Source organism: Chitinophaga cymbidii (genome assembly GCF_007992715.1).
In the GTDB taxonomy this organism is placed as follows: Bacteria; Bacteroidota; Bacteroidia; order Chitinophagales; family Chitinophagaceae; genus Chitinophaga; species Chitinophaga cymbidii.
In genome coordinates, this window is record NZ_BKAU01000007.1 from 183,583 (window position 1) to 194,657 (window position 11,075).

Consider the following 11,075-nt stretch of genomic DNA (forward strand, 5'->3'; position numbering starts at 1 on the left):
TGCGGCTACTTACTTTTGACATTTATATTTAGGAATCTGATACTGATACTGCATGAACGTACAGCTTTTCATACCGTGCTTCGTAGACCAGCTTTTCCCCGAAACGGCTTTCAATATGGTAAAGGTGCTGGAAAAACTGGGCTGCAATGTGAACTATAATACAGAGCAGACCTGCTGCGGGCAACCCGCCTTCAATGCAGGTTACCAGGACGAATGCCGCTCCGTTGCCACCAAGTTCCTCAAAGACTTTCACACGTACGATTACATTGTGGCGCCCAGCGGCTCCTGTACCGGCTTTGTTCGGAACTATTACGGCAAGCTGTTCGACAATTCCGCCGCGCACAACGATGTGAAGCTGCTGAAAAAGAACCTCTACGAATTCACCGAATTTCTCACGGACGTGCTGCGCGTCAGCGACCTGGGCGCCACCCTTGAAGGGACCGGCACCTATCACGACGCCTGCGGCGCATTGCGGGAATGCGGCATCAAGGAAGGCCCCCGCAAGCTGCTCTCCAATGTAAAAGGACTGGAACTGAAAGAAATGAACGATTGCGAAGTCTGCTGCGGCTTCGGCGGCACTTTTTCCGTGAAGTTCGAGCCCATCTCCATCGGCATGGGCGAGCAGAAAGTGCTGAATGCGATCGACAGCGGCGCCGACTACCTCATTTCCACCGACCTCAGCTGCCTGATGCACCTGGAAGGATATATCCGCAAACACGGGCACAACATAAAGATCATGCACATCGCCGACGTGCTCGCCAGCGGCTGGTAACAACATGGTTTCACCAATTATCTTCAACAATGCAATACTGGTTAGTTAAATCCGAACCTTTCAAATATTCCTGGGACCAATTTGTAAAAGACGGCCAGACCTTCTGGGACGGCGTGCGCAACTACGCCGCGCGCAACAACCTCAAGGCCATGAAAAAAGGAGACCTCGTATTCTGGTACCACAGCAACGAAGGTCTGGAGATCGTAGGCATCGCCAAGGTGGTGAAGGAACATTACCAGGACCCCACCACGCCCGATCCCGCCTGGGTGGCAGTGGACCTCAAGCCGTTCAAAAAGCTGAAAAAAACCGTCACCCTCGCGCAGATGAAAGCGGAAAAAAGCCTCGCCGGCATGGACCTCATCCGCCTCGGCCGCCTCTCCGTTGGCGCCGTGAAAGAAGCCGAATATGAGAAGATCATGGAGATGGCCGGCATGTAATTTTTTTTCCGTAAATTGCACTTGAACAAAACGCTTTTACAATGAACGCACCAATGGGAGAAGTTGTAAAGAAGTTATTATCGAACGAGAAAACAGCCCGTATGCTTACGGCGCATGTAACCTATGCGCTCGCAAAAGGTCTTACGCCGGTCATCAAAATAGGGAATGAGCGGTACGCCCTGACTCGCTCCACCGCCAGGTCAATCAAGTAAATGGCTTTTAACCCCGAAAGATGAACATTTTATTTGGAGCCCTTTTTATTATTATCATGATATTGCCCGGAATCATCTTCCGGGTTTCTTATTTGAATATCCCTTACGCCCGCAAAACATTCAAATCCTCTTTCCTGGACGAGCTGCTGTTCTCCCTCGTGCCGGCCCTTATCATACAGGTGCCCTGCTACAGCTTTGTGAACTATTGCCTGGTGGACGTGAACGAAAGCGTGCTGTACCTGCTGCTGATCAACAGCGACAAAGTGCAGGCCCGCCCCATTCCCGACCTGCACATTTCGCTTTTCCTGCTGTACAGCCTCATCGTCACCGCATTGGCCTGGTGGCTCGGGAAAAAATTCCGGCAGTATGTGAAGAAGAAAAAGCTGTATTTCAAAATGCCCATCTTCCGGTTTTATAACGACTGGCATTACATCTTCGCCGGCCTGCTGCTGGATGCGCCCAACCAGCCCGGTGAAACCGATGATGTGAAAGACCTTTGGGTAGATGCGATGGTGGAAATGAAAGACGGCAGCATTTACCTGTACTCCGGCTACCTGAAACAGTATATCCTTACGCCGGATGAGGGGCTGGACAGGATCTACCTCACGCACGTACAGCGCAGGCCCGTGCTGGTAGCGGCCGAAACGGTGGAAATGTCGCCCATCGAAAGCTTTGAGGTGATGGGACTGATGCACCGCCAGGCGGACGATCCGAAAGAACCGCTGAGCACCGTGGAGATCGACTACGTCAACTTTGAAAGCACGGCCCAGGAGTTCGACAGGATCAGGCAGTACATGGAAGAAAAACAATATTATTACATGCCCGGCGACTATTTCGTGATCCCGTACAGTGAGATCAAAAACCTGAATATCACTTACCAGAACGAAAGCAGGATCAACGAATTGCTCGCGAAAATGACTTCATAAACAGGCGTATGCAGACGAAACCGAAACTTGTAGTGCTCACCGGAGCCGGCATCAGCGCAGAAAGCGGGCTCCGCACCTTCCGGGACAGCGACGGCCTCTGGGAAGGATATGATATTTACGAAGTGGCATCGCCCGCGGGATGGGAGAAGGACCCCGCGCTGGTGCTCGATTTCTATAACCTGCGGCGGAAAGATGTGCTGAACGCGCAGCCCAATGCCGCCCACACCGGCCTGGCAAAGCTGGAAGAACATTTTGATGTGCGCATCATCACCCAGAACATCGACGATCTGCACGAGCGCGCCGGATCATCAAGAGTGCTGCACCTCCACGGAGAGATCGTGAAAATGAGAAGCGACATCAACGAAACCGAGTTATATCCTTATGCGGATGATATCAGGATAGGAGATATGGCGCCGGATGGCGGGCAGTTCAGGCCGCATGTGGTATGGTTCGGGGAAGCGGTGACGATGATCGAGCCCGCAGTACTGGAGATCGTGCAAGCGGACGTGTTCGTGCTGATCGGCACTTCACTGAACGTATATCCCGCGGCCGGACTGGTAGATTATCTGCGGGAAGACGTACCGAAATATATCATCGATAAAAAGATACCGCCTGTGCGGGAAGGAAATTATCACCTGATAGAAAAGCCCGCCACGGAAGGAATGGCGGAGCTGTTGACAATACTGATGCCCTGAAACTATTCAAAGCTTTCCTCGAACCGGATATCATGCTCTTCCAGCTCACGCAGTACGGGGTTATAAACCTCCGGCATCACCGGTACATGCAGTCCCTTTAAAGAAAGATTGCCGGACAGCAGCAGCTTTGCCATGATGCCCAGCGGCAGCCCCACCGTTTTTGCCATAGCCGTACGCAGATTATCTTCTCCCTGCACGATCATGTAGCTGTGCAGTTTGGTAGCCATGTTGCGGCGCTCGAACTCGATCTCGTGCAGCATCACAATCATATCCTTATCAGACGGCTCCATTTTCAAACGCACGTCCAGCACGTTCTGCAAAACGCCCGCATTGGTCTGCTCGCCCTGGTTCACCAGGTCCCCGTTCAGGATGCCGAGGAACTTCAGCTGGCGGACCAGCTTGCTTTTGCTGCTGACGCCGAGGAACTGCGCAATGTTCTCTTCATTGCTCAGCTGTTTGTCCACCTTTATATTTTGCGACGCCCATTTGAAATAGGACATGTTATTGGTATCGATCTTTTTGGTATCGTCCGTCAGCCCAAGCTTGATCAGCGCATTCCAGCCTTCGCAGAAATCAGGGTAGCGCAGGGTGGCGCGCATGAAAGTGGGAATGTTGCCGAGCGAATAAACGTCCACATAATTCAGGGAATCCCGGTTAGGGTAGTAGGCCAGCTTGCCGAGGCCCGGCACCTGGATGGTTTTGGACTGATCGAACAGCTGCTGGTATTCCACTTCCTTTACCTTGCCTTTTTCCCGGTACGTGGCGCCGGAAGTGCCTGCCAGCACTATGTTCCGGGAGTTCCAGGATATTTTGTACTGCCAGGGGTTGTCGTTGCTCTCCGGGGACACGAGCCCGCCGCAGTAGGATTTGAAACAGAAGATCTGCCCGCCTTTCTTTTCGATCGAATGGATCAGCTTCATGGCGGACATATGATCGATTCCCGGGTCCAGCCCCATTTCATACATGAAAAGCAGGCCCGCTTTTTCAATGTCTTTTTCCAGTTTGCGGATTTCCGGGTCGATGTAAGAAGCCGTGAGGAGGTTCTTGGAGAACTTCAGGCAGTCTTTGGCGATCACAATGTGCAGCGCCGGGGGCAATAAAGAGATAACGAGGTCGGTTTCCTGGACCAGCTGCTGGCGGACGGCCTGATCTTTAATGTCGATCGCGGCCGGTGTTGCGTAATACGACTTTCCGATCTTCGACTTGATCAGCATCAGGTCGCTATCCGCCACCGTGATATGCCATTTTTGACGTGGAGCATTTGCCAGTAAATAGTCTATCAGACACGTAGCAGACTTGCCGGCACCAAACAATAGAATGTTCTTCATAATTTTTTATAGAACTGGTTAAAACTACAAGGGAGTAAACAATAAAATCCCGGCCAATGTTCAATAAAAACAGGCATTCCGGCCTTCCCGGGATCCATTTTCCCTCCCCAATTAGGCTTTGATTTTCACAGGGTTATAAACAAATAGCTTGCCAATCTGGGACAAGCTTGTATATAGCAAAGATTGCATATATAGAACATTTACCGGAGATGACGCGAAAGTAGTATAAATTGTTTTAAGCACCAATCCGCCCCCTTTATTTGGCCCCCGTCTTATTTATTAACATTAAGCCCCCAAACCCTCTGAATTCGCGGCGAAAGCGTTATATTTGCTCTTTATTTAAAGGGACTGAAAAACCTGTAAACCAATAACATAATGATAGAGAATACGGACAATCAAGACAATCAAAAGGAAGGTAGAATTGTTCAGGTCAACATCGAAGAGCAAATGAAGACCGCGTACATCGACTATTCCATGTCGGTGATCGTGGGACGTGCGCTTCCGGATGTACGGGACGGGTTCAAACCGGTGCACCGCCGGGTTTTGTTCGGGATGAATGAACTGGGTAACACCCACAACAAACCTTACAAGAAGTCCGCCCGTGTGGTAGGGGACGTAATGGGTAAGTATCATCCGCACGGGGATGCTTCCGTGTATGACACCATGGTGCGTATGGCGCAGCCCTGGTCGTTACGTTACATGCTGATAGACGGACAGGGAAACTTCGGCTCGATTGACGGCGATATGCCCGCTGCCATGCGTTATACCGAGGTGCGTCTGCAGAAGATCGCGGAAGCGATGCTGGAGGACCTCGACAAGGAAACGGTGGACTTCTCGCTGAACTTCGATGATACGCTGGAAGAGCCGGTAGTATTGCCCACCCGTATTCCGAACCTGCTCGCCAACGGAGCTTCCGGCATTGCCGTGGGCATGGCCACCAACATTATGCCGCATAACCTCAGCGAGCTGGTGGACGGCCTGCACGCGCTGATTGACAATAAAGATATCACCATCGACGAGCTGATCAAGCATGTGAAGGCGCCGGACTTCCCGACCGGCGGCATCATCTACGGCTTTGAAGGTGTAAAGCAGGGATTCGAGACCGGCCGCGGCAGGGTAGTGGTACGCGGCAAGATCAACTCCGAAACCACCAAGTCCGGCAAGGAAAGGCTCATCATTTATGAGCTGCCTTACCAGATCAACAAAGCCGTGCTGCACCAGAAGATCGCGCAGCTCGTCAATGATAAAGTAATAGAAGGCATCTCCGATGTGCGCGATGAATCGGACCGCGACGGCATGCGCCTCGTGATCGATCTGAAACGCGAAGCCATCCCGAACGTGATCATCAACCAGCTCTACAAATATTCCGAGCTGCAAACCTCTTACGGCATCAACAACGTGGTGCTCGTAAAAGGCCGCCCGCGCGTGATGAACCTGAAAGAGCTGCTGCAGGAATTCGTGGAGTTCCGGCATGAAGTGGTGACCCGCCGCACGCAGTACGAGCTGCGCGAAGCGGAGAAAAAGGCCCACATCCTCGCCGGTTACCTCATTGCGCTGGACCACCTCGATGAAGTCATCGCCCTGATCCGCAACTCCGCCACGCCGGAGATCGCGCGCGAAGGATTGATGACCAGCTTCGGGCTCACCGAAATACAGTCCAAAGCCATCCTGGAACTGCGTCTGCAAAGGCTCACAGGCATGGAGCGCGACAAGATCCGCGAAGAATATGAAGACATTATGAAACTCATCGCACGGCTGAAAGAGATCCTTGGCGACGAAGGGCTGCGGATGCAGATCATCAAAGATGAACTGGAAGATGTGAAGAAAAAGTTCGGCGACGAGCGCAGAACGGAGATCCAGTACCTCGCTGCGGAAATGCGCATCGAAGACATCATTGCCGAAGAAGACGTGGTGATCACCATTTCCCACCTCGGCTATATCAAGCGTACCTCCGCGTACGACTACCGCCAGCAGAAACGCGGCGGCCGCGGCGCCATCGGCGGAAAAACGAGGGACGAGGATTACATCGAACACCTGTTCGTGGCCTCCACCCACCACACCATGCTGTTCTTCACGGAAAAAGGCCGCTGCTACTGGCTGAAGGTCTACGAAATACCGGAAGGAGAAAAGCAAAGCAAGGGCCGCGCCATCCAGAACCTGATCACGATCCCGTCTGACGACAAGATCCGCGCGATCATCGACATCAAGGACCTGAACGACAAGGATTTCATCAACAGTCATTACATCGTGCTCTGCACCCGTAACGGCATTATCAAGAAAACGCTGCTCGAAGAATTCAGCCGTCCCCGTCAGAACGGTGTGAACGCCATCACCGTGAACGAAGGCGACCAGCTGCTGGAAGCGAAGCTCACCAACGGTAACAGCGAGATCATGATGGCCATCCGCAGCGGACGCGCCATCCGTTTCCCGGAAAATACCGTGCGTGATACCGGCCGCGGCGCCATCGGCGTAAGGGGTATTGAGGTAGATAATGAGAAAGATGAAGTAGTTGGTATGATTTGTGTTGATAAGGAGGATAAAACCCGTACCGTACTCGTAGTATCGGAAAAAGGATTCGGCAAACGCACAGATATTGAGGAATACCGCATCACCAACAGGGGGGGCAAAGGTGTAAAAACAATCAGCATTACTGAAAAAACAGGGCCGCTGATCGCCATCCTGGACGTAACGGAAACGAACGACCTGATGATCACGTGCAAATCCGGCATCACGATCCGCATGGCGGTAGGAGACATCCGCGAAGCCGGCCGCGCCACTCAGGGCGTACGCCTGATACGGATGGACGATTCCGACGAGATCGCAGCAGTTGCCCGCCTGGACGAAGAGGAGGAAGAAACAGAACTGAATGAAGCAGGAGAAGAAACAGCAGAAGGTGAAGGTAACGGCGGGGAAGCACCGGAGGCAACATCTCCGGAAACAGACACAGAAGCATAACTATTGCGAACCATAAACAATTAACGATCATAAAAAACCTGAGTTACATGAAAAAACTATTTGTATCTCTTCTCTTTTGCGGCCTCGGCTTCACGGCGGTGGCACAGAAAGCAAAAGTGAATAGTGCGGATGAAAACCTTGCAGGCAACAAGCTCGATGAAGCAAAAGCAGATATAGAGGCAGCACTGCAGCATGAGAAAACGAAAGACGACGCCAAGACCTGGTATGTGAAAGGCAAGATCTATGAAGCCCTCGCCACCAAGAACAAAAGCGCCGGCGACGCCATCGTTGCTTATGAATCTTTCAAAAAAGCACTGGAGATAGATCCCAAGCTGAAAGAAGCCATCCTGGAAATGCAGAACCGGATGTTCAATGTATACGCTACCGTTGGCAACGCCGGTTACGGCCAGCTGAACGAGCAGAAATGGGACTCTTCATATGTTTACTTCCAGAAAGCATTCGAAATTCAGGACTATTATAATGGTAAAGACCTCGGCGGCAGCATTCCCCGCGACACCGCCATGGTGTTCTACGCAGGATATGCAGCCAACCAGGCAGGTAAGAAAGATGATGCTTTCAAATACCTGAAACAAGCCGCAGACCTGAAGTTCAAGGCAGAGCCCGCATTGTACGTTGTGCTCGCACAGCAGTATGAAGAGCGCGGCGACAACGCCAACTGGATCGCCACCATCGACTCCGCCAAAGTGCTGTTCCCGAATGACAAGCGTTTTAACGAAATGGAAATGCTGTATTATTCCAAGACCGGTAAAACCGACGAGCTGATGGGCATGATGGAAAAGAAAGTGCAGGAAAATCCGAATGATTTCGGCCTGCAGCTGGACTACGCCATCCGCCTGGACAATGTGGCCAATCCCCGCGACGAGAAAGGCGCGGACCTGCCCAAGCCCGCTAATTACGACGAGCTGATGAACAAAGCGGAAGCAGCCTATAAAAAAGCACTGGAGCTGAAAGCGGACGACGCAACCGCCAACTTCCAGCTCGGCGCGCTGTATTTCAACCGCGCGGTAGCCTTTAACAAGGAGCTGAACGGCATGGACAGCAAACAGCAAAGCTCCGCCAAAGCGAAAGAACTGCAAACCAAAGTAGAAGAGCTGATGAACCAGTCCCTGCCTTTCTTCGAGAAAGCAGACGCAGGTTTCACCGCAGCCGGCAGCAACCTCGAGGCCAGCGACAAACGCACCTACGAAAGCTGCCTCTATGCCCTGCAGAAGATCTACGCTATCAAAAGCATGAATGATAAAGTGGAAGCGACCAAAAAGAAACTGGAAGCATTGCAATAATCATCATCACAATAAGCACAAAGCGCCCCGGGAACATCACCCGGGGCGCTTTGCTTTTCAGGCAGGCCGGTTCAACGCTTGCCTTTTTTGTTGCTGTATAGTGCATAAAATTCTACAATAGTCTACATAGCTGATTGACCGGATAGGCGTTTTAACATCCTTTTTATTGTTGATTTAATGGCAATTACGCATATCATATTAATATATAGACATCTGTTCCGCCGCTTGGCATGGTAATTACATCATAACTGATAGATTATCAGCGTAAACTTCATTTTACCATATCAAAAAATCCTTAAAATTATGGTCACAAGAACTAAAACTAACGGAAACCGGGAAACGCCACAACGCGACACCTACCTTCATCCAGGCCGCAGTACCCGTTCGGGACATATGGAGGAAGATGATCTGGATGATATAGATGATCTGCAGGACGAGTACAATGACGACAAGAATCAGCGCCTGGAAGGCTATGATGAAAATGAATATGATGCGGATGACCGGCGTAAACGTCGCGAAGGCGAAATGGCCGACGGCGACGAAGCAGCGCATGAACCTGCAAAACCCGCCAAAACTCCCAGCAGGAGAGGGTTTGCAGCCATGGATAAAGAAAAGCAAAGAATGATCGCCAGTAAAGGCGGCAAAGCCTCTCACGGAGGCGGGCGTAAACCAAGTAAAAATCGCCAACAGTAAAGATCGTTAACGGAAACTGCTTTGTAAAAACGATGGTTGGATGATGAATGGAAAAACGTTCATTATCCAACCATTCGTTATTTATAAACAAGCGTAAAAAATCCTAAATTGTACGTATGAAAGCTGTAGCCGCATCCTCCTTTAAAGCCATCCCTGCATTGACCGAACTGCCCGAGCCCGTTCTGAAACCCGGTACTGTCCGGATAAGGCTCGCCGCTGCCGGCCTGAATCCTTTCGACTGGAAAATGGTGGACGGCATTCTCAAAGATCACATGCAGCACGTATTTCCGCTGATCCTCGGCGTAGACGGCGCCGGTGTCGTAGAAGAAACAGCCGCCGGCGTCACCCGTTTCAAAAAAGGCGACCGGGTATACGGCCAGATGCTGCATGAGCCTGTGGGAGAGGGCTCTTACGCCGAATACGTGGTAGTGCCCGAGGATGCCGCGATCTCGCTCGCCCCGGAAAGTATCCCTCTCACAGAAGCCGCTGCCGTGCCCACCGCCGGCATGACCGCGCTGCAGATGCTGGACAGATCAGGATTGCAGAAAGGCCAGACCCTGCTTATCGTTGGCGCCACCGGCGGTGTAGGTTCATTCGCCATTCAGCTCGCCGCCGCAAGAGGCATTCACGTGATCGCCACCGCATCTTCACCGGAAAAGGCGGCACAGGTAAAGGGTTACGGCGCTGCCGAAGTGATCGACTACAAATCCGCGCCGCTGGAAGAGCAGGTGAAATCGTTATATCCTGATGGCATTGACGGATTGATAGATCTTGTGAGCAATAAAGAAACGTTCGGCCGGCTGACCGCGCTGGTAAGGAAAAATGGTGCAGCGCTCACGACCATGTTCGTTGCCGGTGTAAAAGAACAGAATTTCGAAACCAACGGTACGCCCGCGTCGCTGGATGCGCTGAGCACGATCATCGATGCCGGCGGGTTACAGATACCCATTGATAAAAAAATAACCTTAGGCCAGGCTGCCGCCGCCATTGCGGAAAGCCGGGAACGGAAAAGCAAAGGCAAAACGATCATCGAAATTAATGATCAGCTGTAGAGCTGTCGCTGCGCCTCTTTAGTTATCCCGCCACCACGGGCGCAGCCATTTTCCATGAGCCGCCATTACCCCGATTACCCGGCAAGGAATTATTGCAGACTTTCCCTGACTTTTTTGGGAAGCCCCGCCACCACGGGCCCAGCTATTTTCCATGAGCCACCATTACCGGATTACCCGGCAAGGAATTATTGCAGACTTTCCCTGACTTTTTTGGGAAGCCCCGCCACCACCAGGTCATAAGAATTTTTCGTCCATTCCAGCAGGAGCCGGTCGGGTATCGATCCGTCGAACGACACGGTGTTCCAGTGCTTCTTATTCATGTGGTAGCCGGGGATCACGCCTTCATAACGTTCGCGCAGCTCCACAGCTTCCTCGGGATCGCATTTGAGGTTGACGCTTTCAAATTCGTTGATGTCCAGCAGCGCGAACAATTTTCCCATGACGTTAAAAACGAGTGTGGTTTCCCCGAATGGGAATGCTTCGCTGGTGCCGGGCAGGGAGAGGCAGAAATCGCGGTATTTTTCCAGGTTCATGGTTGAAAGTTGTGAATGGCGAATTTAGGAATGTTTTAAAGACCAATCCGGAACGATCCTATAATCTTTATATACATAAATGAAAATCAATTCATTATAAAAACAGATAAGAAGCTGTCACCCCCCGTTTTCAAACATAATTTCCATCATTTTGGAGATTCGTGCCATTAG

11 protein-coding genes are annotated in these 11,075 nt (G+C 51.6%); 9 read left to right on the top strand and 2 right to left on the bottom strand.

The genetic code is table 11. The annotated features are described in order from the left end of the window. Window positions 1-52: 52 nt before the first annotated feature. From CCY01nite_RS24890 to CCY01nite_RS24905, 5 genes are read left to right on the top strand one after another with little or no spacing between them, the layout of a single operon-like run. Window positions 53-772 (top strand): (Fe-S)-binding protein, encoded by a 720-nt coding sequence (locus CCY01nite_RS24890; protein WP_146867274.1) that lies wholly within the window; start codon window positions 53-55, stop codon window positions 770-772. Window positions 773-801: 29 nt separating this feature from the next. Beyond that, the gene (locus CCY01nite_RS24895; protein WP_146867275.1) at window positions 802-1,209 is read left to right on the top strand and encodes an EVE domain-containing protein; all 408 of its coding nucleotides are present in this window, start codon (window positions 802-804) and stop codon (window positions 1,207-1,209) included. Window positions 1,210-1,250: 41 nt separating this feature from the next. Beyond that, complete coding sequence (locus CCY01nite_RS26690; RefSeq protein WP_186831252.1) at window positions 1,251-1,421, top strand: hypothetical protein; 171 nt, start codon at window positions 1,251-1,253, stop codon at window positions 1,419-1,421. A 56-nt stretch (window positions 1,422-1,477) separates the two neighbouring features. Next, on the top strand, window positions 1,478-2,347 hold the full coding sequence (locus CCY01nite_RS24900) for a hypothetical protein (RefSeq protein ID WP_146867276.1): 870 nt from the start codon (window positions 1,478-1,480) through the stop codon (window positions 2,345-2,347). A gap of 8 nt (window positions 2,348-2,355) precedes the next feature. Next, window positions 2,356-3,042: an SIR2 family NAD-dependent protein deacylase gene (locus CCY01nite_RS24905; protein WP_146867277.1), complete on the top strand. Its 687-nt coding sequence runs from the start codon at window positions 2,356-2,358 to the stop codon at window positions 3,040-3,042. A gap of 2 nt (window positions 3,043-3,044) precedes the next feature. Here the strand turns inward: CCY01nite_RS24905 and CCY01nite_RS24910 are convergent, their stop codons facing one another. Next, window positions 3,045-4,370 carry a saccharopine dehydrogenase C-terminal domain-containing protein gene (locus tag CCY01nite_RS24910; protein ID WP_146867278.1) on the bottom strand — a complete coding sequence of 442 codons (1,326 nt, stop codon included), beginning with the start codon at window positions 4,368-4,370 and terminating at the stop codon, window positions 3,045-3,047. A 375-nt stretch (window positions 4,371-4,745) separates the two neighbouring features. On the opposite strand from CCY01nite_RS24910, the gene gyrA reads away from it, so the two are divergent. The 4 genes from gyrA to CCY01nite_RS24930 all read left to right on the top strand — a co-directional run bounded on the left by gyrA (window position 4,746) and on the right by CCY01nite_RS24930 (window position 10,371). Continuing rightward, window positions 4,746-7,325, top strand: coding sequence for a DNA gyrase subunit A (gene gyrA, locus CCY01nite_RS24915; protein ID WP_146867279.1), 2,580 nt, complete (start codon window positions 4,746-4,748; stop codon window positions 7,323-7,325). 47 nt (window positions 7,326-7,372) lie between these two features. Next, window positions 7,373-8,626, top strand: a complete 1,254-nt coding sequence (locus tag CCY01nite_RS24920; RefSeq protein ID WP_146867280.1) for a tetratricopeptide repeat protein — start codon at window positions 7,373-7,375, stop codon at window positions 8,624-8,626. 303 nt (window positions 8,627-8,929) lie between these two features. Further along, window positions 8,930-9,319 (top strand): KGG domain-containing protein, encoded by a 390-nt coding sequence (locus CCY01nite_RS26815; RefSeq protein WP_222614496.1) that lies wholly within the window; start codon window positions 8,930-8,932, stop codon window positions 9,317-9,319. 116 nt (window positions 9,320-9,435) lie between these two features. Further along, complete coding sequence (locus tag CCY01nite_RS24930) at window positions 9,436-10,371, top strand: NADP-dependent oxidoreductase (protein WP_146867281.1); 936 nt, start codon at window positions 9,436-9,438, stop codon at window positions 10,369-10,371. Between the two features lie 185 nt (window positions 10,372-10,556). Here the strand turns inward: CCY01nite_RS24930 and CCY01nite_RS24935 are convergent, their stop codons facing one another. Beyond that, window positions 10,557-10,904 carry an MmcQ/YjbR family DNA-binding protein gene (locus tag CCY01nite_RS24935; RefSeq protein ID WP_146867282.1) on the bottom strand — a complete coding sequence of 116 codons (348 nt, stop codon included), beginning with the start codon at window positions 10,902-10,904 and terminating at the stop codon, window positions 10,557-10,559. Between the last annotated feature and the right edge of the window lie 171 nt (window positions 10,905-11,075).

Excerpts from the sequence above, each read along its gene's own strand:
- CCY01nite_RS24890 (WP_146867274.1), top strand. The coding sequence starts at position 53 with ATGAACGTACAGCTTTTCATACCGTGCTTCGTAGACCAGCTTTTCCCC.
- CCY01nite_RS24895 (WP_146867275.1), top strand. The coding sequence starts at position 802 with ATGCAATACTGGTTAGTTAAATCCGAACCTTTCAAATATTCCTGGGAC.
- CCY01nite_RS26690 (WP_186831252.1), top strand. The coding sequence starts at position 1,251 with ATGAACGCACCAATGGGAGAAGTTGTAAAGAAGTTATTATCGAACGAG.
- CCY01nite_RS24900 (WP_146867276.1), top strand. The coding sequence starts at position 1,478 with ATGATATTGCCCGGAATCATCTTCCGGGTTTCTTATTTGAATATCCCT.
- CCY01nite_RS24905 (WP_146867277.1), top strand. The coding sequence starts at position 2,356 with ATGCAGACGAAACCGAAACTTGTAGTGCTCACCGGAGCCGGCATCAGC.
- CCY01nite_RS24910 (WP_146867278.1), bottom strand. The coding sequence starts at position 4,370 with ATGAAGAACATTCTATTGTTTGGTGCCGGCAAGTCTGCTACGTGTCTG.
- gyrA (WP_146867279.1), top strand. The coding sequence starts at position 4,746 with ATGATAGAGAATACGGACAATCAAGACAATCAAAAGGAAGGTAGAATT.
- CCY01nite_RS24920 (WP_146867280.1), top strand. The coding sequence starts at position 7,373 with ATGAAAAAACTATTTGTATCTCTTCTCTTTTGCGGCCTCGGCTTCACG.
- CCY01nite_RS26815 (WP_222614496.1), top strand. The coding sequence starts at position 8,930 with ATGGTCACAAGAACTAAAACTAACGGAAACCGGGAAACGCCACAACGC.
- CCY01nite_RS24930 (WP_146867281.1), top strand. The coding sequence starts at position 9,436 with ATGAAAGCTGTAGCCGCATCCTCCTTTAAAGCCATCCCTGCATTGACC.
- CCY01nite_RS24935 (WP_146867282.1), bottom strand. The coding sequence starts at position 10,904 with ATGAACCTGGAAAAATACCGCGATTTCTGCCTCTCCCTGCCCGGCACC.